At 46.3% G+C, this 23,634-nt stretch carries 21 protein-coding genes; 11 read left to right on the top strand and 10 right to left on the bottom strand.

Features of this window, described 5'->3' with window-relative positions:
* Positions 1-68 precede the first annotated feature (68 nt).
* Positions 69-1,322, bottom strand: a complete 1,254-nt coding sequence (locus tag KAI36_RS01320) for a cation:dicarboxylate symporter family transporter (RefSeq protein WP_023986561.1) — start codon at positions 1,320-1,322, stop codon at positions 69-71.
* 211 nt (positions 1,323-1,533) lie between these two features.
* Between KAI36_RS01320 and KAI36_RS01315 the strand changes: the two genes are divergently transcribed.
* Together KAI36_RS01315 and KAI36_RS01310 are read left to right on the top strand one after the other, a co-directional pair.
* Positions 1,534-2,838, top strand: coding sequence for a sensor histidine kinase (locus KAI36_RS01315; RefSeq protein WP_068938349.1), 1,305 nt, complete (start codon positions 1,534-1,536; stop codon positions 2,836-2,838).
* A gap of 5 nt (positions 2,839-2,843) precedes the next feature.
* Positions 2,844-3,773, top strand: a complete 930-nt coding sequence (locus tag KAI36_RS01310) for a response regulator (RefSeq protein WP_023986559.1) — start codon at positions 2,844-2,846, stop codon at positions 3,771-3,773.
* A gap of 206 nt (positions 3,774-3,979) precedes the next feature.
* On the opposite strand, the gene KAI36_RS01305 is transcribed toward KAI36_RS01310, so the two are convergent.
* On the bottom strand, positions 3,980-4,483 hold the full coding sequence (locus tag KAI36_RS01305; protein WP_220026705.1) for a MarR family transcriptional regulator: 504 nt from the start codon (positions 4,481-4,483) through the stop codon (positions 3,980-3,982).
* A gap of 320 nt (positions 4,484-4,803) precedes the next feature.
* Here KAI36_RS01305 and KAI36_RS01300 point away from each other — a divergent pair, with 320 nt between their 5' ends.
* Together KAI36_RS01300 and KAI36_RS01295 are read left to right on the top strand one after the other, a co-directional pair.
* Positions 4,804-5,301, top strand: coding sequence for a DinB family protein (locus KAI36_RS01300; protein ID WP_023986557.1), 498 nt, complete (start codon positions 4,804-4,806; stop codon positions 5,299-5,301).
* A gap of 231 nt (positions 5,302-5,532) precedes the next feature.
* Positions 5,533-6,732, top strand: coding sequence for an MFS transporter (locus KAI36_RS01295; protein WP_220026704.1), 1,200 nt, complete (start codon positions 5,533-5,535; stop codon positions 6,730-6,732).
* Between the two features lie 23 nt (positions 6,733-6,755).
* Here KAI36_RS01295 and KAI36_RS01290 read toward each other — a convergent pair whose 3' ends face one another.
* Positions 6,756-7,577, bottom strand: a complete 822-nt coding sequence (locus KAI36_RS01290; protein ID WP_220026703.1) for an endonuclease/exonuclease/phosphatase family protein — start codon at positions 7,575-7,577, stop codon at positions 6,756-6,758.
* 5 nt (positions 7,578-7,582) lie between these two features.
* Entirely contained in the window at positions 7,583-9,247 is a 1,665-nt protein-coding gene (locus KAI36_RS01285; protein ID WP_220026702.1) for a PTS transporter subunit IIBC, read from the bottom strand.
* Positions 9,248-9,489: 242 nt separating this feature from the next.
* Here KAI36_RS01285 and KAI36_RS01280 point away from each other — a divergent pair, with 242 nt between their 5' ends.
* The 3 genes from KAI36_RS01280 (at position 9,490) to pgmB (ending at position 13,619) form a co-directional block, all read left to right on the top strand.
* Entirely contained in the window at positions 9,490-10,497 is a 1,008-nt protein-coding gene (locus KAI36_RS01280; protein ID WP_220026701.1) for a LacI family DNA-binding transcriptional regulator, read from the top strand.
* A 155-nt stretch (positions 10,498-10,652) separates the two neighbouring features.
* The gene (locus KAI36_RS01275; RefSeq protein ID WP_220026699.1) at positions 10,653-12,935 is read left to right on the top strand and encodes a glycoside hydrolase family 65 protein; all 2,283 of its coding nucleotides are present in this window, start codon (positions 10,653-10,655) and stop codon (positions 12,933-12,935) included.
* Positions 12,936-12,959: 24 nt separating this feature from the next.
* Entirely contained in the window at positions 12,960-13,619 is a 660-nt protein-coding gene (pgmB, locus tag KAI36_RS01270) for a beta-phosphoglucomutase (protein ID WP_220026698.1), read from the top strand.
* A gap of 116 nt (positions 13,620-13,735) precedes the next feature.
* On the opposite strand, the gene KAI36_RS01265 is transcribed toward pgmB, so the two are convergent.
* From KAI36_RS01265 to KAI36_RS01250, 4 genes are all read right to left on the bottom strand, one after another.
* Positions 13,736-14,122 (bottom strand): retropepsin-like aspartic protease, encoded by a 387-nt coding sequence (locus KAI36_RS01265; RefSeq protein WP_258297457.1) that lies wholly within the window; start codon positions 14,120-14,122, stop codon positions 13,736-13,738.
* Positions 14,119-14,376 (bottom strand): hypothetical protein, encoded by a 258-nt coding sequence (locus tag KAI36_RS01260; RefSeq protein ID WP_220026697.1) that lies wholly within the window; start codon positions 14,374-14,376, stop codon positions 14,119-14,121. Before KAI36_RS01260 ends, KAI36_RS01265 begins: the two co-directional genes overlap by 4 nt.
* A 353-nt stretch (positions 14,377-14,729) precedes the next feature.
* Complete coding sequence (locus tag KAI36_RS01255) at positions 14,730-14,909, bottom strand: hypothetical protein (RefSeq protein ID WP_220026695.1); 180 nt, start codon at positions 14,907-14,909, stop codon at positions 14,730-14,732.
* A gap of 399 nt (positions 14,910-15,308) precedes the next feature.
* Positions 15,309-15,965: an alpha/beta hydrolase gene (locus tag KAI36_RS01250; protein WP_220026693.1), complete on the bottom strand. Its 657-nt coding sequence runs from the start codon at positions 15,963-15,965 to the stop codon at positions 15,309-15,311.
* A 270-nt stretch (positions 15,966-16,235) separates the two neighbouring features.
* On the opposite strand from KAI36_RS01250, the gene KAI36_RS01245 reads away from it, so the two are divergent.
* Positions 16,236-17,900 (top strand): SWIM zinc finger family protein, encoded by a 1,665-nt coding sequence (locus KAI36_RS01245; RefSeq protein WP_220026691.1) that lies wholly within the window; start codon positions 16,236-16,238, stop codon positions 17,898-17,900.
* Between the two features lie 35 nt (positions 17,901-17,935).
* Here KAI36_RS01245 and KAI36_RS27060 read toward each other — a convergent pair whose 3' ends face one another.
* The gene (locus KAI36_RS27060; protein WP_252508850.1) at positions 17,936-18,076 is read right to left on the bottom strand and encodes a hypothetical protein; all 141 of its coding nucleotides are present in this window, start codon (positions 18,074-18,076) and stop codon (positions 17,936-17,938) included.
* A gap of 194 nt (positions 18,077-18,270) precedes the next feature.
* Between KAI36_RS27060 and KAI36_RS27055 the strand changes: the two genes are divergently transcribed.
* The 3 genes from KAI36_RS27055 (at position 18,271) to KAI36_RS01235 (ending at position 21,353) form a co-directional block, all read left to right on the top strand.
* Complete coding sequence (locus KAI36_RS27055; protein WP_258297455.1) at positions 18,271-18,654, top strand: hypothetical protein; 384 nt, start codon at positions 18,271-18,273, stop codon at positions 18,652-18,654.
* Positions 18,599-20,857, top strand: coding sequence for a DEAD/DEAH box helicase (locus KAI36_RS01240; protein WP_258297454.1), 2,259 nt, complete (start codon positions 18,599-18,601; stop codon positions 20,855-20,857). Before KAI36_RS27055 ends, KAI36_RS01240 begins: the two co-directional genes overlap by 56 nt.
* A 151-nt stretch (positions 20,858-21,008) precedes the next feature.
* The gene (locus tag KAI36_RS01235; protein ID WP_220026687.1) at positions 21,009-21,353 is read left to right on the top strand and encodes a hypothetical protein; all 345 of its coding nucleotides are present in this window, start codon (positions 21,009-21,011) and stop codon (positions 21,351-21,353) included.
* Positions 21,354-21,446: 93 nt separating this feature from the next.
* Here the strand turns inward: KAI36_RS01235 and KAI36_RS01230 are convergent, their stop codons facing one another.
* Positions 21,447-23,540, bottom strand: coding sequence for a pectate lyase family protein (locus KAI36_RS01230; protein WP_220026685.1), 2,094 nt, complete (start codon positions 23,538-23,540; stop codon positions 21,447-21,449).
* Between the last annotated feature and the right edge of the window lie 94 nt (positions 23,541-23,634).

Here is a 23,634-nt window from a genome sequence, read left to right as displayed (position 1 = left end):
ACGAAAAGAACACCTTCGCATTACTTCGCAAAAGTGCTCTTTCTGTCAACTATTCAGTTCATTGCATCTTATTTAATTGAAGCAACGTATTCCTCGCCCTTTTCTTTATCATATTGGCCTTCCCATTTGGACATGACCACAGCGGCAAGCGAGTTGCCTAATACATTGACTACCGTACGCGCCATATCCAGAATGCGATCAATACCAGCGATAAAAGCCAAACCCTCCAGTGGGAGGTTCACTGCTCCAAGTGTAGCGAGCAAAACGACAAAGGAAGCACCCGGCACTCCTGCAATACCTTTGGATGAAATAATCAAAACGAGCACCAGCGTGATTTGTGTCGTGATTGGCAGGTCAATGCCGTACATCTGGGCAATGAAAATCGCAGCCAGTGCCTGATACAGGGTGGAACCGTCCAGATTAAAAGAATACCCAATCGGAATGACAAAGGAAGTAATTCCTTTAGGACATCCGAACTTCTCCATCTTCTCCATGATCTTAGGCAGAACACTTTCCGAACTGGCCGTCGAATATGCAAGCAACAGCTCACTTTTCAAAATTTTAATCATGGTCCAGAGACGGGTACCGCAAAGCTTGGCGATAATTCCGAAAACAATCACAATGAACAGCGCCATGGAGCCGTACACCGACAAAACAAGCTTCAATAATGGCCATAACGACGCCAATCCAAACTTGGCCACTGTCGTTCCAATCAGTGCGAATACTCCGAACGGAGCCAGGCGCATGACCTGATTGGTTACCCAGAACATGGCGTCGGCTACGCCTTCAAAGAAATTCAGCACGGGCTTGCCCTTGTCACCAATCGCCGCTACCCCTAGTCCAAACAGTACGGAGAAGAATATAATAGCCAGCATATCTCCCTCGCCCAGAGCTTGAATAATATTGGTAGGAACAATATGCACAATCGTATCTATAAAGCTATGGCCTGACTTCTCTGCAGTCTCCACATAGGAATGGATATCACTCTTGGCCAGGTGGGACATGTCCACGCCGTCACCAGGTCGAACCAGATTGGCAACAAGCAGTCCGAAAAGGATGGCGATTGTCGTTACAATCTCAAAGTACAGAATAGACTTGCCGCCAAGTTTACCTAGTTTTTTCATGTCTCCCACGCCGGCAACGCCGATAATGAGCGTTGAGATCACAATAGGCACGACAATCATCTTGATCAAGCGAATGAAAATATCGCCGATTGGCTTTAAGTAGACTTCCACCCCTGAATTGCCGTAAAATAAGGCACCAATAATAATACCTAAAGCCAGACCGATAAAGATTTGCATCGTCAAATTAATCTTTTTCACTTCGTGTCCCCCCTGGCTGATTTGTATATTTTTGCAGTATGCTGTTCTTAATATTCAAATGATGTTATTTATACTACAATCTGATCTATAAAAAACGACAATTATCTACAGCTGCATTTATTTTTTTCTATAAATTCACAAACTTTAACGGCGAGCCTGTGAATTTAGCTCACATTGCCTTTCTGACTGAATACCCAGGAGGTGAATATAGTTGAAGTTGAATACGCTCCTGTTCCTGCTCATGCTTGTATTTGTACCGCTCGCAGGTGAGCTGAATATTCACCCGTTCGCTAATACATTCCGTCTCAGCTTTGGTACACCTGTATTTTTTTTCTTTCTGTTATCTATTCGTCATATTCCACCTGCATTATCGGGAGTGCTTGCAGGGATAGCGGTAGTCGCCTTTCGCATCTTACTCAATCATTACACTCAGCCCGGCCTTCCCTTCGAAGAGTTGCTGACACTGCACGGCCCTACCTTTTTTTATTACATGGTCTACGGTCTGCTCTTCCAGGTCCTTAACATTAATGCTGAGCCTTACCGCGCACTCCGCGTGGGCATCCTCTCTGTAGGGATTGAGGTTGCCGCAAGTGTGTCGGAACTTAGCGTCCGGTGGAGCATTGACGGCGATTTCTGGGACATCATTAAGATCAGCAAAGTAGCTTTCATGGCTATGATCCGCAGCTTCTTCGTGCTTGGGTTTTATAATATGATTCGGTTAAATCAATCGGTTCAGCATGAAGAGGCACAAAGGCAGCAGACAGAGCGAATTTTACTCCTTGTATCGGACTTGTATGAGGAGTCGGTCCAGTTAGGCAAAACGCTGTCACATGCAGAACAAATCACTCGTGAAAGCTACGAGCTGTACCGTGAGCTGCAGCAGGATGAATCTCTGAAGGATAGAGAACATTACGCCAGACAGGCACTTCGTATTTCCGGACAGGTCCACGAGATTAAAAAAGACAGCCAGCGGATTTTTGCTGGTTTGTCCAAGCTGATTGATGCCGAAAGCGGAGTGCATTACATGGCTTCTCAGGAGCTCGGGGAGCTAATCATCCGAACGAACAGCAAATATGCACAATCGCTGGACAAGTCCATCCGTTTTACCCTAGATGTCGATCCTTTGTTACCCAAGCTGCATGTTTATACCGTTTTGACACTTATTAATAACCTGACAGCCAATGCGGTTGAAGCAATGAAGGACAACGGAAGGATTGACGTTTCCATTCGCTGTCTCCCGGGAAAAGAGGATATAGCTTCCTTTAGTGTTACCGACAACGGTCCGGGTATTCCTCAGCGGAAACGGGAAACGGTCTTCACACCAGGGTACACGACCAAGTATGATGAGGAAGGACAGCCGTCGACCGGTATGGGATTGTTTTATGTGCGTGAGGTCGCGGAGAGCCTTGAAGGAACGATTGAACTGCAACAGGATGAAGAAGAGAATACAGATAGATTACAGACCACTTTTAGAATTACATTGCCTTTACGGAAACTGACGGAGAAAGGAAGATAGCCCGGATGCGTTTTTATATTGTGGATGACGATCAGGGAATTCGTTCTATGCTGGCAGACATTATTGAAGACGAAGGTCTAGGGGAAGTCATCGGGGAAGCAGAGGATGGTACCTACGTGAATAGCGGCCTCCTGGAGCTGAACCGCATTGATGTATTGCTGATTGACCTGCTGATGCCGCTTCGTGACGGCATTCAGACCGTGCGTGCACTCGGCGATCAATTCAGCGGCAAAATCATTATGATTTCTCGCATCGAATCCAAAAACATGATCGGCGAGGCGTACTCGCTCGGTATTGAATATTATGTGGCCAAGCCTTTGAATCGACTGGAGATTATTGCAGTTATTCATAAGGTGGCTGAGCGTCTACGCATGCAGCAGTCGATAACGGATATCCAGCGCACGCTTCAAGGGTTGTCGATGTTCACATCGAATAACCCAACGGCAACGATTGAACCAACCCGAAACATCGTAACTTCCGGGCAGTTTCTGCTCTCCGAAATGGGGATGATCGGCGAAGCTGGGAGTATGGATTTACTGGACATGCTGGAATTTCTGGACCAGTATGAGGAGGAAACAGGCAATCTATCTCCCTATCTGTTCCCGCCGTTGAAGGATATATTTGCCAATGTAGCGTCCAAACGGTTAGGAGCTTCAGCCTCAGCAGTAGAGCTGAGTAAGGAAATCAAAGCATCGGAGCAACGTGTCCGCCGCGCTATTTTCCAGACGCTAAGCCATATAGTATCGCTCGGATTGACCGACTATACCCATCCTAAATTTGAAAATTATGCATCCAAATTTTTTGACTTTACAGAAATCCGCAAAAAAATGCTGGAGCTGCAAAACAATGTGGAGCCTTCACTGTCCCAAGCCCGCATTAATACGAAAAAGTTCGTACAGGTGCTCTATATGGAAGCAAAACGGCTATTACACTAAGCATTTTGCATAAATCCCAAGAGTATTCACAAATCAGCAATATATAGATCAGAACGGGTTAGTCCGTCGTCTAAATATTGTACCCTTGAGCGTTGGGAATCGAATTATGCAAAATGCTGACATTAAAAGAAAAGCACCTGCATCTCCCCATGTATCTATTACTCGGAGATAAAACAGGTGCCCATCGTTGATGATTCGATATCCCTTTAATCCAGACTCTTGTCCTGCCACTCCATAGCTTCCAAGAGATCTACACCATCGGACAGCAGACGTTTCAAGACATTCAGTTCTTCCGAGCTGTAACGATCTAAAAATTCAAATAACTGCTGCTGTACCTTAACATGCAGTCGTTCATGCACAAGAAAGAGTCTTTTCCCCAACGGGGTTAATCGAAAATAAATTTCTTTCTTGTTGTCGTTAAGCTGAGTTCTGCGAATCCAGCCTTCCTTGAGCAGCTTGGTGCTGACTTTCGAAACTGTACCCTTGCTCAGCTCAATTCGATCCGCTAATGTCGTAACATTAATCGGCTCATGCCTCCCAATACAGTCAATGACGTGCACATCCGTCAGATTGAGCGAAGCAATTCCATCAAAATGCTCGTGGATTTCTTCGAGAAAAGACATGCTCTCTCTCTGCTGATGCTGCTCCAGCTGGTGATTCATCTTAATGAGCAAATCATAAACATGCTGAACTGATGTCGCTTTCTCCATACGAAAAAATGGTCACTCCTTTGGCATACTCCTCCTTTCATTATAGCCCATTTTTGTTTCATAGAAAACAATATATGCATACGGAAAGCTCCCCTTTAACATTTCCGTATATATACAGAATATATCTGTCGTTGATACTTTGTTTCCTTTGAAACAATTTTATTTTAGTACAATTGAGAATGATTATCAACCATTTTTTTAAAAATCATTTCTGTTTCTCTCCAAACTACAGGGGTGTTTTCGTTTTGAAAAATATAATTGTATAATCGTAAAATGAGAACAGGCTAGAAACAAGCTCTCTATAGAAGGGATGATGATACATGTCGGATGCAAACCAATTATTCGGTCAAGCACTGGTTAAATCACTGGTCGGGGAACGTGGACATATTCGAGTGGCTCGGGCGTTACCAGACATCGACGTCGAGCTGGCAGGGAAGAAAAATGCAGAAATGCCTTACAGCATTTATCAACTGCTGAAGCATATGATTTACTGGCAGCAATTTATGTTGGAGCATTTGGAAGGACGGAAGCCCCAGCTTCCGGGAAATGTCATGGAAAGCTGGCCCGAAGAGACTGGACCGCAAAGCGAAGAGGCATGGCAGGCTGTCATTAACGAATTTTTACAGGGCGTAGATCAGGCTGTGCAGATTGCCGAAACCGCGCAACTGGATGATTCACTAGCTCATTTCCCAGGTGAAACGAAAGCAGGACTACTGCGGAATATCGCTTCCCACAATTCATATCATTTGGGTGAAATCGTACTGCTACGCCGGATTTATGGAGCTTGGCCACCACCAGGAGGCGGCTTTCCCGCTTAAAGGCAACACCATGCCCTGGTCATACGAATAGAGCATAAATTAAACAAAAGGATTTCCCCAATCTGCTGCTTCATACCTCCATCATTGCATTGGGATTTAGGCACCACGAGGAACTCGCTTGCGTACCCTATATGGGAATCCGCTAACTCGACCTGAAACCGTTCATCCGTAATCAGGTGCAATCCGAATAACGGTTCCCATGATGCAAGATCAAAGAGAGGTTTCGAGGTTATGGTGAGACACTTATATTTAAATCGTAATATCGCCTGTATGATCGTGATCAGCCTTATTGCTAACATGAGTGGGAGTATGATCCTTCCACTCTTTGCTATTTATGTAGAGCAATTCGGGATATCTACACTCGGCATGAGTATTTTATTTTCTCTTTTTTATATGGGAAGATTTCTTGGTGGAGGCATGGCAGGACGAATTTATGAAAAGATTGGCGCAAAACGCTTGGGGTTGAGCTTACTCATTGCCGAAATCGCTTGTATGCTTCTGTTTCCGATTGCAACAAGCTTCATCATTCTATCCATACTGAGACTCCTCCAAGGCTTGGTAGCTATAGGGCTAACCGTCTTTGTAAGAGTCACGATCAACCATATGAGCACCGCAGAGAATCGAGGCACACTCAATGGATATATCAGCAGCAGTGAAGGTGCTGGTATGATTTTAGGGCCTCTTATGAGTGGAGCTATTGTTTCTTATTTTTCTTTATCCGTTCCATTCTATTTCGTTGCTTTTTTTTCCTGTATATCCTTCGTTGCCGTTTCAAGAATGACTTTCCTCAGTTCTCCCTTAAAACCACAAGAACAGCATTCGCTCCCTCTGAAACCCAAAGAAAAAACCATGTTAACGAAACAGTTACTTGTCTATTCTACCGTTCATTTTCTTGAAATGAGTGCATTCGCTATATTTTTAACGTACTTCTCCATATATGCAACCTACAAGCTCCATTGGAGCCCCGCAGAAATTAGCTTAGCTTTTACAATTATCGGCATATCAACCTTCATATCAGCGCCCTTTATTGGCAAAATATCTGATCTACTTAAGGATCGCTTGATGCTTTGTATCATCGGTCTATTGTTGATCATGGTGGAAATCATCTTATTTCTTTGGTTCACAGAACCATGGATCGTATACTTAGCGATGTTCATCGGAGGTATAGGAGGAGCCAGCTATCTGGATTCCTTTTACTCGCAACTAGGGGATGTTATTCCTGAGGAAAATAGAAGCTCATTTATCGGCAACGTCGTATCTTTGTCCGAATTGGGGGCCATTGTGTCTCCGATCATCGCAGGTGCACTCATGGAACGGTTTAGCATCAACACTCCCTTTTACTACAATTTGATTTTGGTGTTGATCGCTATAGTTATCCAATATGTCATTCGATTCAAGTCGAAATCTATAAGAAAAAGGCCAATTGCATAAGCAACTGGCCTCCTTTCTTTTCATCACAGCTCTAACTCAACTGCAACCCCAAAATGATCCGATACAACTGGTCCTGTCTTCCCGTTCAGTACAACGGTTGAGGATTGAACCTGTGCTGTCTTATTGGAGAAGATAAAGTCAATGCGGAGCGACTCCGCGTTACTTTCCCAGCCAGCAATAGCTTTAATCACCGTGTGGCCTTCATCACGTACTGCTGCATTCGGATAGGTGTCCGACCAGCCGGATTGCAGTACATAGTCATATCCTTCTCCACGTACTTCGGCCGCGTTGTTGAAATCACCCATCATAAACACAGGAGTCGGAGCAAAAGAATTTAGCACTTTTGTTGTACGATCCCATAGTCCACGGAAGGATTCTTCATCATTCCACCAGTTATAATGTCCACTTACAAACCAGGCCTGTACTCCGTCCACCACAGTTTGAATGCCAACAATTTTACGCGAGCGGTAGTTGTCATAATCCTGTAGCGAGGAAACATATTCGTTCACCGTAGCTGTAATCGGTGTTTTGGACAGAATTGCCAAACCCTCGTCGTATTTGGCAAAACCAACATGCGCGGGAGCCCACGTCCAATGATAAGCATCGGACAATAGCCCGTTCAGCACATAAGCATAGTTATCACGCTTAATGACAACTTCAGGATCTGCGCTATAGTAAGCGCTCAAATCGTCCGGCGACAAAGGAGTCTCTTCCATGGACTGGTTCACTTCCTGCAAAGCAATGACATCAAACTGCTGTTCATCAATAAAAGCAGCCAGTTGCTTTAGCTTATCGTGCTGATTTTCTTCCATCCAAGCATGTGCATTTAAGGTTAACAACTTCAAAGTAATCACCTGTTGAGTATGTCTTGTATATCTGATTTAAGCACATCAGCCTTCGGTCCGTAAACCGCCTGCACCCCATTATCTACTTTTATCAAGCCCAAGGCACCCAGCGCTTTCCACGTCTTTTCGTCCCCAACGGCATCTGTATCCTTCACCGTCACACGCAGACGGGTCATGCAAGCGTCCACCTCGACAATGTTCTGCTCACCCCCAAGCGTCTTGATGATATCCGTAGCCAGTTGATTTTGAGTGGAAACAGCTGCCACACCCTCTGTCTTCGTATTCCCCACCTCGGAAGTGCCCTGAGGCTCCTCATCCGTATAGTTCCCCAGTCTTCCCGGCGTAGCCATTTTGAATTTACCGATCATAAAATAAGCGATAAAGTAGGTTGCTACCGCAAACACCACACAAGTCAGCACGAAGTTAATAATATCCTGCACCAAACCCGCATTTATAGACAACGGCAATCGGGTCAGCAGTTCAATCATACCAAACGAATGTAAACGCAAATGTATGATGTCGGCCATTCCGAACGCAATACCGGTAAGAATAGCATAAACCACATACAGCACAGGCGCTACGAACATAAACATGAATTCCAGTGGCTCCGTTACCCCTGTTAAAAAGACAGCTGCGGCTGCCGAAAAGATCATCGACTTGTACTTGCTGCGTTTATCTTTGTCTACACGGCGATACATAGCCACCGCTAGTCCCATAAGGATTCCTGCTCCACCGATCATTTGTCCTACCTTGAAGCGGGCAGGCGTCACGCCTTCCAACAAGCTATTGTAGGCTGTCGGATCGGTACCACGAAGCGCACTCAGGTCACTTGCCCAAGCCAGCCACAGCGGGTCTTGCCCGGCAACGACGCTTCCTGCCCCGGAACCCGTAAGTGTCGTGTAAACGCCACCAAGTTGAGTATAGTTAATAGGAACAGTCAGCATATGGTGAAGTCCAAAAGGAATCAGTAGTCTTTCCAGTGTACCATAGACAAATGGCGCTACAAAAGGAGCCGACTCTCCCGAAGTCGCCAACCAAATACCAAACTGATTAATCCCCCCCTGAACAAATGGCCAGATGGCAGACATGATCAAACTTACGATGACAGACCATAAAATCACGACAAAAGGAACAAAACGTTTACCGTTAAAAAAGGCTAAAGCGTCTGGCAGCTTGCGGTAATTGTAGTACTTGTTGAATACCACGGCCCCGACAAATCCGGAGATGATACCGACAAACACACCCATATTAAGTGCAGGCGCCCCTAAGACAGAGGTAAAATAGCCACTAACCGGAATGGATGCACCAAAAAGAGTGTGGGTGGTGGCACTCTCCTGGGTTAGCATTTTCGAAGACACACCCAAAATCGTTCCTGTTGAAATATTAATGAGAATAAAGGCAATTAAGGCAGCAAAAGCCCCGCCCGCCCGTTCCTTAGCCCAGGAACCACCAATCGCCACTGCAAATAGAATGTGTAAATTATTGATAATACCCCAACCCAAATTCTCCATGACCCCGCCGACAGTCAACCAGAAATGGATATCGCCAGCCAACATCGCCACTACTTTACCGAGCGAAATCATAATCCCTGCTGCCGGCATGACAGCAACAACCACTAGCAGTGCTTTCCCGAGCTTTTGCCAAAAATCAAATGATAGAAGTTTTTTCATGCTCCTTCAATCTCCATCCCTTATAGTATGTACAGCGTTGTTCGTACCCTATAAACATTATGCAATCGGTTGCACAATTATTATAATGATATCGCTTTCTATTGGCAATACCCTAATTGTAAATATCTTGGTTAATGATGATGTAAAAACTCGAAAAAGCCGCGAATTTGTTGATTTTCGAGCAATATCGTATGATAGAACATAATATTTCCTGCTTGAGATAGCAAAAGGAGACGAAGACGATGGCAGTAACCATCAAAGATGTCGCAAAACGTGCTAATGTTGCTACTTCCACCGTATCCCGTGTCATTCAAGACAGCCCCAAAATCAGCGAAGCCACCAAGGCACGTGTCCGTAAAGAAATGAAGGCGCTTGGCTATGAACCCAACTATTCAGCTCAGAGTCTAGCTAACCGTGTTACACAGTCGATCGGCATTATTATGCCTGAATCGGATGTGGCAATCTTTCAAAATCCCTTCTTTCCGGAAAGCCTTCGCGGGATCAGCGAATGGGTGAATGAGCACAACTATACACTGTCCATTGTCACAGGAAAAACGAGTGATGAATTGCTATCCCGCGTGAGGCTGATGACCCGGACCGGACGTGTTGACGGCTATATTGTTCTGTACTCCAAGCAAAAAGATAGCATCGTAGAGTATCTTCATAAAGAAAAAATACCTTACACCGTAATCGGTAAGCCTCAGCAATTTGTCAGTGAAACTACCCATGTAGACAACGATAACTACCAGGCTGCCAAAGATGTGGTCACTTATTTGACTGGGCTGAATCATCAGCGCATTGCTTATGTTGGTGGTGATCATGAACAGATCGTGAATATTGAAAGACTCCGAGGCTACCAGGATGCGCTGCGAGAGGCAAGCTTGCCTCTACCCAAGGAATACGTGGTCAGGGAGCCATTTAATCTGGAGGACATGCGCACATTATTGCAGGCTACCCCGCCGCCTACCGCGATGATCGTTAGCGACGACCTTGTAGCCATGGCAGTACAGAAAATGCTTTCTCAGCTCGGCGTGTCCATGCCAGAGCAGTTATCCATGGTGAGCTTCAATAATCTAATGCTGGCTGAGCTGATGAATCCCCCTCTCACTTCCGTGGATATTGATATCTTCACTCTAGGTTATCAGGCAGCCAAAAGCCTGATTGAAAAAATCGAAGACCCCAAAGAATTGACCAAACACATCATTGTTCCCCACCGAATTGTGGAACGCGAGTCCAGCCAGATACTATGATTCTCTGAGGAATGAACAAGAACTGATTTTGTGGAAACCCATAAAATCAGTTTTTTTTGCGTTGACAGGGCAAACGGTTGCACTATATACTGAACTCGCTCATATACTGGTTTCGTTAAAACAACGATCTCATTTTCCGAGAGGGGTACACAATCATGGTTTACAACCGATTATTTGACGTAGATAGTTGGAAGCTGACAACACACACTCTACATAGCACACACATGCGATTACAGGAAAGCATAACGTCCATAGGCAACGGTTATATGGGCATGCGCGGCAATTTTGAAGAAGCTTATTCAGGTGATCATCATCAGGGAACGTATATCTCCGGTGTATGGTTCCCCGACAAAACAAAGGTCGGCTGGTGGAAAAACGGCTATCCTGAATATTTTGGCAAGGTCATCAATGCCATGAACTTCATCGGCATCAGTCTGATCGTAAACCAAGAGGAAGTAGACTTATTTACGGCACACATCAGTGATTTTGTGCAGGAATTGGACATGAAACAGGGTATCCTGCGACGCACCTGCACCGTGAACGATCAGGTTCGTATCACTACGGAGCGTTTTCTGAGCCTCACCACTCGTGAGCTATGCCTGATTGATTACCAAGCAACGAATATAAGCGAGCAGCCTCTAACCATAGAGCTTGTCCCCTATTTGGACGGCAATACGAAGAATGAAGACACGAACTATGATGAGGTTTTTTGGTTGGAGGAGGCCCGAGAGGTTCAAGAACAATTCATCAGCCTGTCCACAACAACTATAGATAATCCCTTCGGTATTCCGCGCTTTACCGTAAACGCTACCATGGGTATTGTGACCGAGGGACAGGATCAGCAGACGACGGAAGAGAGCTTTTTGTATGCTGCACGCCACTATCAATACAGCGTCGCTCCGGGCGACAGTATCCAGCTGCAAAAAATTGTGGCGGTTACCACCTCACGGGATATGGAAAAGGATGCACTGATTCCACAAGCTGAACGCATCGCCGTGGAGGCTGTGAACAAAGGCTACACCTCCCTCAAGCAAGAGCATATCGCAGCTTGGGCCAGACGTTGGGACAAAGCAGATGTAGAAATCGAGGGAGATACAGAGGCCCAGCAGGGAATACGCTTTAACATTTTTCAGCTGTTCTCTACGTACTACGGCGAAGATGCCCGTCTGAACATTGGTCCCAAAGGCTTTACAGGTGAAAAATATGGCGGTGCCACCTATTGGGACACAGAAGCATATGCCGTACCTATGTACCTGGCGCTCGCAGACCCGGATGTAACCCGAAATCTGCTGCTGTACCGCTACCAACAACTTGAGGGTGCCAAGCATAACGCGGCCCAGCAAGGGCTACGGGGAGCACTATACCCTATGGTCACTTTTACAGGTGTGGAGTGCCATAACGAATGGGAGATTACCTTCGAGGAGATTCACCGTAACGGAGCCATCGCGTATGCCATTTACAACTACACCAATTATACGGGCGACCTGAGCTATTTACGGGAATACGGAATAGATGTACTGGTCGAAATTAGCCGCTTCTGGGCCGACCGGGTTCATTTTTCCAAAAGCCAGCAGCAGTATATGATCCACGGGGTTACCGGGCCGAACGAATACGAAAATAACGTCAATAACAACTGGTATACCAACACGCTGGCTGCATGGGTTTTGAAATATACATTATCGGTCTTACCTCAAATTTCAGCAGAAAAATCGGAGCATCTAGCGGTTACGGCTGATGAGCTGGCACATTGGCAGGATATCATCACTCACATGTATTATCCCTATGATGAGGAGCGGGAAGTCTTCGTACAGCACGATACCTTTATGGATAAGGACTTGCAGCCTGTATCCTCCCTTGATCCCAGCAACCTTCCACTAAATCAGAAATGGTCATGGGATAAAATCCTTCGTTCCTGCTTCATTAAGCAGGCAGATGTGCTGCAAGGGCTGTATTTCTTTGGAGACCAGTTCACGCTGGAAGAAAAAGCGCGCAATTTTGCATTTTACGAGCCAATGACTGTTCATGAATCCAGTCTGTCCCCGTCCATTCACGCCGTGCTGGCTGCCGAACTCAAAATGGAGGAAAAGGCAGTCGAGATGTATAAGCGGACGGCCCGTCTGGATCTGGATAACTACAATAACGATACCGAAGACGGACTTCATATCACTTCCATGACGGGAAGCTGGCTGGCGATTGTACAGGGATTTGCCGGGATGAGAACGTATCGTGAAACATTAAGCTTCTCCCCCTTCTTGCCTCAAGGCTGGAACAAATATACGTTTAAAATCAACTATCGCGGTCGCTTGTTAAGTATTCTCGTACAAGAAAATGAAGTAATCATTACCCTGTTGGACGGAGAACCGCTGACGCTGGAGCTGTATGGAGAGCCAACGCACATTACCAGTGGGCAGTCGTTAATGACGAACAGCGTTTCATAAATCGGGCAGACAGGGGGAAACCAAATGAAAGCAGTCATTTTTGATCTGGACGGAGTCATTACAGATACCGCAGAATATCATTTTCAGGCATGGGGCAGCTTGGCGGCAGCGCTGAGCATCCCTTTTGATCGGGAATTTAATGAACAGTTAAAAGGAATCAGCCGTACGGAATCGCTCGACAAAATACTGGCGCGCGGTAACCTGTCCGATAAGTTTTCAGAAGAAGGCAAGCAAGAACTGGCCACACGGAAAAATACGGAGTATCAGCGACTCATTTCAGCTGTAACTCCCTCGGACATTCTTCCAGGCATTAAAGCGCTTCTGACAGAACTTCGTGAAGCCCGAATCGGCATCGCGCTGGCCTCTGCAAGCAAAAATGCAGCGTTTATCCTGGAGCGACTGGAGCTAGCATACTATTTTGACAGTGTGGTGGATGTTACCGCCATTCGGCATGGCAAACCTGACCCGGAAATTTTCCTCACCGGAGCCGCAAATCTGGGCGTTCAGCCTGCCGACTGTATCGGTATAGAGGACGCACAGGCTGGCATACAGGCGATCAAGGGCGCCGGGATGTTTGCGGTCGGTGTAGGAACACCTTCGCAAATGCAAGGTGCAGATATCGTGGTAGCCACTACTGCCGAGCTTTCTCTGAGCATGTTGGAGGCACATTTTATCAGAGGATGAAAAAAGGAATTTCCTATAAAAGTGAGTCTGATTAGCTGGTGGACCAGTTCCACCAGTTTTTTTATTTTTCTTGGATACAGATCTTATTAAATTTAGAAGTTTTGCAAACCAAAACTTTAATAGCTATCAGTCTTTACTTCCATTGCCTTAGCATCAATAACAGCTCCAACTAGTTTAAGAAAATTAAAGCCCAGTATCCCATCGATCTGCATACCATAATCCATGCTTCCAATTTCCACCTGGAAATTTTTGAGTGTCGATTCTTCGAGTGTAATGGAATCTAGAAATTTAGTGTAGACATATTCTACGCCACCCACGCCTCGTATAATATCAACATCATCATTTCCTTCCGGAACCATACCTATTTCTCGTACTATATCTGCATTCAGAAGTGTGCTGGCAGAACCAGTATCTAGCAGCATTTTGCTTAAAGTCAACTCTGCTCCCCTAAATATTACTTTGACCTTAACGAAGGGGAGCTCATATATTTCTGTAATGTTCATCTAGGCCCCCTGATCCCCACATAGCGTTCTTTTGCCATGACCTTGGCACGAGAGGTGTGAAAAAAACAATACTCACGCTGAGGATCTACTCTGTGCAGCTCATTGTACCGCTTAAAAGCATCCGTCGAATCACCGAATGTATCAATTACGGTCATTTCTTCAATGAAACGCTGACCATCCTTTGAATAGGCTTTGGTTGCCTCAAGTACGACCCATTCATTGGGAAAACGTTCTTTAACCTCTTCCCATCGCATTTCAGACACCTCCATTAAAATATCCTGTATTTGAAGAAAGACAAAATGTTAATAAATCGACTTCATAAAATGTTTTTCGACATTATTATACCATTTCCAGGTACTTTATATCGCAATCAAACTATTGTAAAGTAGCATCATTTTTTCATAATTGATTTAGCTTAAAAAGACCTCAACTTCCGATCGGAAGTTGTGGCTAATGTTTATGCTTTATATAAAAACCGGGTATTTTTATAGTCGTGTTTCGTTATTCATGTATGTTCGTAAATCTTCTTTTAGTCTCAATAATTTGTGATTATATTCATTAATCGTGTGCTGCATTTTTTTGAGTTCCTTAGCACTTTCAGGAGGATTTAATCTCTTTGAGCTTCTATCAGTCCGACATAGCCTTGTTTAATAAGATCTTCTAACAACCATTTATCAAAATTAATTCTTGCGCTAATAATTTTTCTTGCTGTTCTGATTATGTTTATAGAGTAACTATCCACTAACTCTTCAATTGTTATTTTTTCTTTTGACTGGGACTTAACCAAATGCCTCCCCCCAAAAAAGAACTATTTTTCACAAGTATATTCTAAAATTCTTTGGAAATCTGTCATTCGTCAAAGGTTCTAATTGTTTGATAATAAGGCGTTATTTTAGACAAACAATTGGATAAAAAGACAAGTTATCTTCTGTCCTTTCAGTATTATACTCAGCGACATTGCCGATAAATTTTATATAAATTATTGAAATTTGATATTGGGAGGTTACTCATGCAACTTCTAGTGTTTCATAGCTTACATAAGGAGCCGTGAGAATTATGAACATGCCAAAAAAAGGCACTCCTATGCCAACTGGAGCGCCTTTTTCGTTTGTCATTCCAAATACTTATTTTTTAAACTAATTTTAGGGCTTAATAGCCGCCTGCTATTCTACTCTTATCCACGCCCTTACACTTTCGAGCTAACACCCGCATCCTCACGCAGCCACTGAAGCACATCTCGCTGGTTATCTGGTGAGACACCGTGATCCATCGGGTATGTTTTGAATGTGGAGTGAGAAGTCCTGGTCTGGAAATATGCCGCCGTCTCATGACCGATGCTCACTGGAAATACAGAATCGTATTCGCCGTGGGAAATAAATACGGACACGTCCTCTGTGCTTTGCAGCGCGTATTCCGTTTTCACAAAGTCAGGCACATAGCCGTTCAACGCTACAATCCCCTTCAACTGATTGCCAAGGGTAAGCGCAAGTGACATCGACAAAATCGCTCCCTGACTGAAGCCGAGGAAATACCGTTTACTAGGATCAACAGGATATTTATCTGTGGCATACTGTACGAACGCCTGAAGCTGTTCAATAGACCGATCAAACTGTTCACGCAGCGGATTACCCAGACTTTTCAGCTCATAATATTGGAATCCTCCAATCATGGGAAGGTCTCCACGAATGCCGATGATAATAAATTCCTCTGACAACGGCCCTACAACTCCGAACATATCCTGCTCATTGGACCCTTTCCCATGCAGTGTAAAAATGGTTGGATACGTACGGTTGAGATCAAGCTGGCTGGGCAGGTGAATATCATAGCTATATAAAGACGACATATTATTTCCCCCTCTTAACAATAAGTTTATTGCATACCTCCACGGATACAGTTCACCACAAACCATTCCTATACAAAATCATTAACGCTAAAATATTAGTAATATTTATTTTATATTTATAATAGAAATGTACTCTTCAAAAGGAAACATGTCAACCCGTATGAAAACTTTCCAACTGCTCTCTCCACTCAATTTATATTCGTGAACTGATATAATGGAAGAGTTAAGCTACTACCCGATCAACTATTCTCTCTTAGGAGACTAATGCATATGAAACCAACCTATCTTATGGATGATGTACAGTGGCAACAGCTTATTGAAAACGTGGCTGACCATTTTAATGACGTGACGATCAAACGAGGTTTCCAGTATTTTAAGCAAGGAAAGGTAAAAGAATTCGCAATGCCTGATGCCGATCATATTGCAGCTGTCGTGGATGGAAGCGAGCTATACGAGGTGGATCTCCACTTGAGCGCTTTTGCTGCCAGCAGATGTACATGCCCTGTCCACACCAACTGCAAGCATATGATCGCCGTACTACTGAATTACGCGAATGAACAGGAACGTTCTGTACATGCTTTAGTGAACGCTCATTCGGCGGGATTCACTCGATTGGCGACAAAAGCTGACACGCGTAACACACCTCCTTCCCGGTCGAATCTTTCACCGGATCACAAGGAAACAACAAGAAACGCCCTCAGTAAAACTGCAAGCAAAATACCGGACATGCCCATTTCAGAGTGGCATGATCTGTTCGATCAGTGTATCGCCCTTAACCATGTGAACACACAAAATTCCCAATATGTCCAAAGCGCTTTAGCCTCGATCTATGCTGTGAAGCCGCCGCTTTCACCCGGCATGCAACAGCTATACGGACTGCATGCTCATCTGCGTGTGTTGGAAAAGCTGGTACCTCAGTCTCCCATGCCAGGCTATCCCTCCCATACCTATATGGGGTATTACACGCAAATTGCTGCCGATGAGCTTAAAGAAGCTATCGAGCGTGATTTCGAGAGTCCACTGGAGCTGACCGATGAACCGATGCAAGAAGCCCGTATGGCAGAAACCTTAGCCTATTTACGCCGAAAAATGCTGACAGAATCGCGTAACGGTACTTATTTTTCAGACGCGTATTATCAGTTTTGGCTGCACTGGGTGCACAGGGAGCATCACGAAAGGCAGGACTCCAGCATATATACGGAGGAATTACAGCATTTACAGGCGGCTGAGGAGGAGCTCGGCACAACTTTAGCACGGCTTCCGTGGATGTTGGCTCGCAGCTGGATGCATATTTTCCAATCGCACGATAATGAAGCCTGGGCACTGCTTCAGGAGGCGGAACGAGCTTTTCCACTAAAAATTTCTTCCAGTCAATTGCTTTTGTTCTTACAGGCGTTGCGTAAAGCCGAGGATTGGGCACGTCTCAAGGACGGACTGCGGCATATCGGTCCCCTGCTTCACAGTCATCGGGATGACCATTTACAAGATTATATACATGATTGGGATCTGGTTTTGCAGCACCTTCCAGAAGCGGAGCAGGACATGTGGGACACGCTGGTGGGTATGCTTCCATTTGCCGGGGGAATGTATGAAGAGGCGCTGCTTGCTCACGAAAAATGGCGGTCATGGATCGACTATCAGCTAAGCATACGCAGTGAGCCTTTGAGTTTTCGAGTGAGCGTGTTACAGCCCATTGAAAAGAACGCGCCTGAGTTACTACTCCCCTTTTACCATCAAGCGGTAGAACGTTATGTGTTGGAAAAAAACAGAGCTAGCTATAAAGCAGCAGTCAAGCTGTTAAAGCGACTGTCCAAGCTGTACAAGAAAATGAAGCAAGAATCACGCTGGGAGCTGTTCTTTACGACCTTCACCAGCCGTCATAGCCGCCTGCGGGCGCTACAGGAGGAATTGCGGAAAGGGAAATTGTTATCATGAGTCAATATACCGAAACGATTACCGTGCATATCCAATTAACTACCTATGGAGACGCGCTGATCTATGGCGATTCCTCCATGAACTATAGCATTTCCGGCCAAATTCTGAAGCAGCGTTTGTTCGCTTGGCATGAGGCTTCGTTTTATGGCACCGAGCTGGAGATTCAACATGTTCAAGACACGGATATTATCCTGCTGCCCTCGGAGCAGGTGATTCCTTTTCTGGCAGAGCGCGAGCTCCTGAAGCATATCGAATGGATCTGGGACGAGGCCAATGCCCCGTGGCTCCGGCTGATCCCTTTACTTGCTCACTGTATTGAGGCGAAAGCATATGTGCCCAGCTTCACGGCGTTCCAGACGGAAAAGCTGCAATGGAAGTGGGATGCGGAAGCACTAGAAAACATCCAACCGGCAGAGCTTGCTTTGCTCGACCGCTTGGAGAAGGACGAGCAGGAAGGGCTGATAGCGGCGTTCTCGGCTGCCGTATTTCAGCGCTGGTACGGCACCGAAGCGGCAGCCGCCGATTTGCGAAGAGAATATCCGATTCTCTTCGCCCCCAATCGCCCGGCGGCGGGTCTGGACGCGCGGGCCTGGCTCATCGCCATCGGCTGGAAAGCCGATACCGCGCCATTTCGGCCACTTCTGCAACTGCTGGAGCCAGAGCTGGAGGACGACGAGCCGTCCTGGCAGCTCAAGCTTGTGTTGCAGGACAAGCAGGACCCGGCGTTGCTGGTGTCTGTACAGCTCGCCGATGATGGGTACGCATCCGGCTCATGGCCCGATGCCTGGACAGCACATGTCCGTGAGCGCTCTGCCGGGTGGCTGGAACGTTTGACCTCGATTTTGCCCGCCGGGCAGCGTGCCGGCAGCCGCAATGACGTGCTGAATCGCCCGCTCTCCGACGAAGCGGCGGGGCAATTCCTGACGACCGACAGCCAGCGTCTGCTGGAAAGCGGTTGGCAGGTGCTGCTCCCGGCTTGGTGGGAGGCAGCCACTCGCAAGAAGCCAAAGCTGCGGGCCAAGGTTCGCCCGGGCGAAGGGGCGGGAGAGCGCACGAAGGGCAGCTCGCTGTTCGGACTGGACTCGATTGTCCAGTTCGATTGGCGTGTTGCCATCGGTGATGCCGATCTCAGCGAGTCGGAATTCGCCGAGCTGGTCGCTCGCAACGAGCGCTTGGTGCGCTTCCGCGGGCAATGGATCGCGCTCGACCCCGCGTTGCTGGCGCAGATCCGCCGGGCCATGGCCGGGATCGACAGTGCTCAGGGATTGTCCTTTCAGGACATCCTGCAGCTACACCTGCTCGGCAACGCCGACGAGCCTGAAGGCGACGCCTCTGGCGAGCAGCCGGAGGATGCGGCACGCTTCCGACTGGAGGTCGAGCTGAATGCCCATCTGCTGAAGCTGATCAGCCAGCTCGGACGGCAGTCAGAATGGCCTGCATTGGACGTGCCGGACGGGCTGCAAGCCGAGCTGCGAACATATCAGCGGGACGGATATGCATGGCTTGCCTTTTTACGGCGTTTTGGACTGGGTGCCTGTCTGGCCGATGACATGGGACTCGGTAAAACAGTGCAGTTTATTACTTATTTACTGCACCTACAGGATATTGCCGCCGAGACGGGCGTCCGCTCCAGTTCGCTGCTGATTTGCCCAACTTCGGTACTGGGCAACTGGCAGAAGGAACTCAGCCGCTTCGCCCCTTCATTGAAGGTGATGCTGCACTATGGAAGCAAGCGGGAGCAGGGAGACTTGTTCCGCGAAGAAGTCGAGCAGGCCGATGTCATCCTGACCTCCTTCGCTACGGCAACCCTGGATCAAGAGCTGCTACAAAGCATGACTTGGGATTCAGTCTGCCTGGATGAAGCGCAAAACATTAAAAATGCGCAAACCAAGCAATCCACAGCCGTGCGCAGCTTTCCTGCACGTCATCGGATTGCGTTGACTGGGACACCTATTGAAAATCGGTTATCCGAGCTATGGTCCATTTATGATTTTATCAATCCAGGTTATCTGGGTAGCTCACGCGCCTTTAGCAATCGCTTCATTAATGCTATTGAGAAGGAACATAACGAGCAGCGCACGTTAGATTTGCAAAAGCTGGTTCAGCCCTTTATGCTGCGGCGCAAGAAGAAGGACCCTGCTATACAGCTTGATTTGCCTGACAAGAATGAGATGAAAACCTACATTCATCTGACCTCTGAGCAGGGCGCGCTCTATGACCAGATTGTCAAAGAGTTGATGGAACGGATGCAGAAGCTGGAAGGGATTGAGCGGAAAGGAGCCATTTTATCCGCCCTTACCCAGTTGAAGCAGCTTTGTGACCATCCTGCCCTCTTAACCAAGGAGGCGCTCCCAGATACCGCAGCTTCCGGTTATAGTCAGTCCGATCTTGAAGCCGTCATTAGCCGTTCATCCAAGCTGGAGCGCATTCTGGCTATGGTCAAGGAACTGCGGGAGGAGGGCGAGCGCTGCCTTATTTTTACACAGTATATTGGTATGGGTCAGATGCTCCAACGGGTACTCGCTCAGGAGCTGCAAGAGCCCGTGCTCTATCTGAACGGCAGCACATCCAAAACTGCGCGTGACCGAATGATTGATCAATTCCAATCTCACACGCTCCCCCCTGCCGAGCAGCCATCCGTGTTTATTTTGTCGCTCAAAGCCGGAGGGGTGGGTCTGAATCTGACGGCCGCCAACCACGTCTTTCACTTTGATCGCTGGTGGAACCCAGCTGTTGAAAATCAGGCCACAGACCGAGCCTATCGGATGGGACAAACGAAGGATGTACAGGTGCACAAATTTATCTCGCTGGGCACGCTTGAGGAACGCATTGATGAAATGCTGGAGAGCAAGCAGCAGCTTAGCGACCAAATCATAACCAGTACCGAGGGCTGGATTACTGAGCTGTCTACAGACGCGTTAAAAGACCTCTTTACGCTACGACGCGATTGGACATGAGGAGGTAGGTCCCAAATCGAACTATAATGTACATGAAGTGCCATTTCGAGTTCGATATATACCTATTTTTAGGAAGTCGTAGTTTATAGCACAGTCCAAAACTCCTTTGTGTGCATTTACTATCTCATCACAACAAAGGAGTTGATTTGAAGTGGCCATTCGTCCTCCACAAACATTGAAATCTACGGGCAGAAAGGTTCCTGTTACGAAATATCGCAATGTGAGCCCTACACAAACCCTGCGCCGTTTTACAGTCATCTGGGCTAACAATGATGGTGTTCCTTTTAACACAACCGGATTTTTTGCTATACTCCGGCGTCTAGATGGAAGCTTTGTCCAAGCAGCAGGCTTTGACGGTTTTGGTACTGCCCGATTCAGCAGAGTCCGCACACCTACGAACCAGCCTTATATTCTGCGTACTTTTAGAGACGATGGAGTATTATTCCGCGTTAGATCCGTACCTGCTGGCGTATCCTCGTTTGTCGTTATTGGTTAAGTTCGTACCGAACGCAGCCTTAACGTGGGTAACCAAAAAAGCAGCCATTAAACAGAGCATATCTGTCCTGGCTGCTTTTTTTATATGGCCTACCTATTCGGAATCTTCTTCCACTATTGCATTTTTCGTAACGGACGTATTGTACACCGTTTTGAGCCAGTTTTCACTCGACCAGTTCAGCTTGCCTGCACCCGCTCCATCCTTGGCCTGCAATTGAGCAACCAGGTTGGCAGGGTCTTCGGCAGTATAGCTGTATGGCAACGTTGTGAACCCATTCCAAGAGAAGCTCTTGGCCTTCGCTGGATAAGGGGCTAACGGGCTATTCGCGTCGTCACTGCCTCCTCTAAATACGGTACCGTTGTCCGAAAAGATAACGTCTTCGGCTTTGATTTTACCTGTGTAATCCGCTTTGTTAGGATCTTTTTGATTATTACGCACTGGAGAAAACACATCAATTAAATAAGACTTTTCTAGCAATACCGCACCGTTTTCTGTTGAAATCGCACCGTTACCCACGACGTCAAAATGGTATCCCTTTGCGGCAATTGCTTTAGCCATGTCAGAAGTAATTCTGCTCTTGGCTTTCGCCAATCCAGCATCGTCCATAACGATGTTATATGCATGAGCATTACCAGCACGCAGACGAGGCATGCGATCCTGAATATCCAGGTAGTAATTATGATGTAACGTCACTTCCAGATCTGCATTGTCGGAAGCCATTTCCGTAGCACCGATCAGATGCGCCTTCTTTTGTCCTGCTGCAATATCAATGATATCTTCTTTACTCATGCCTACTGCACTGCTTCTCAGATAAGCGTACATAGGATAGGAAGACTTGTCTGCTTCCATCGCGTTGACTTGTTGGGTTACCCAGCTGTTGGAGCTGCGGTCATCTCCTTTGAACAAAGACCAGGAAATCGTAACTCCGTTACTACCTTTTTTCACATCTACCAGACCATCATATGCTTTGTTAAATGTACAGTGGTCGATCCATACCTTGGAACTTGTACCTTCGATGGTAACATAATCCCAGTCATTCTTATCATAGTTCCCTTTGGTTGCTTCATCCCACTCCCAAAGTTCATCAAATTCGAGGTTACGGAAAATCAAATTGGAGCTTCTTTTGATAACAAAGCCGGCATGTTTGATTTTCGCACCATTGGCAGAGAAAATCGTAACCCCATTCATATTTTCGATATAGACTTTGCTCACACCTGTCTTTTTCAGAACAGGATGTGTTTGTACAGGATTGTTAGCACTAAAAGGCATTACTTTGGCAGCACTAGGAATTTCATTCCAACCGAGATCAAGATCGTTCATAATCTCAATCACTTTGACTTTGCTGCCTTTTTTCAGAGCTTCGTTGAGATCTACAGCGTTATAAACCTTTTTGTAATTGGCATCTGTATCTGCAATGTTGCCACCACCTGTATTACCATACGAAAAGCCAGTCAAATTATAGTTATTTTTGGAGGTCACATCAGGGTCCACCCCAGGAGTCGGTTTTTCTGTACCTGGTGTTGGGTTCACAGGCGGTGTTCCTGGATCTCCCTCAGAAGAAGCACCGGATACAAGCACATTATCGAATTGGGCAGTTGTTTTAGAGGTTACCAAACCAATGGCTCCAGCAGTGAGGCTGGTGTCTGTTGCGGAAAGCTCCAATTGATCATTGACATACATTTTGATTTCCGAACCAGATAGTTCCAGCTTGACTCTGTACCATGTATTGGTGTCCAGTTTGTATTTTTTATTAGTAGCCAGTGTCTTCATGGAACCTTTTACTTTTTTCCGAATCTCAAGAGCTCCGTCTTTCTTGTTGTACAACGATGCGGCATAGAAGTTATCGGCATCTGTGTATCTACCTGCAACGTATACCCGATTGGAGCCATTAAAATCATTTACATAAACATCTGCTTGCACGCTATAGTTCGTCCATGAGGCATTACCTTTAACGGAATGGCTTTCGCTTCGACTAGATTGTTGGTATGTAGAGCCATTCCCATCCTTGACCACAGACCAATTCCCCGAACCTGCAGTCCAGCCTTGAGCTTCTCCTTGTTCAAAATCATCACTTATCTGTAAATTCCCATCCGCATGTGCTTGACCTAGCAACGGTAATGATAAAGACAGTACCAACGTACTGCTTAACATTACACTTGCACATTTTTTTAACAAGCTCGACTTCATATAATAGTCTCCTTCTTAATTAGATTCATGAATACTAAAGCAACGGTTGCACCATTCATCGGACATGACATGCACAAATGGTATATAACGTACT

This window comes from Paenibacillus sp. S02 (assembly GCF_019454065.1).
GTDB classification, from domain to species: Bacteria; Bacillota; Bacilli; order Paenibacillales; family Paenibacillaceae; genus Paenibacillus; species Paenibacillus polymyxa_B.
Note: the sequence above shows the minus strand (reverse complement) of the source record. Positions and strands in the feature narration are given on the sequence as shown.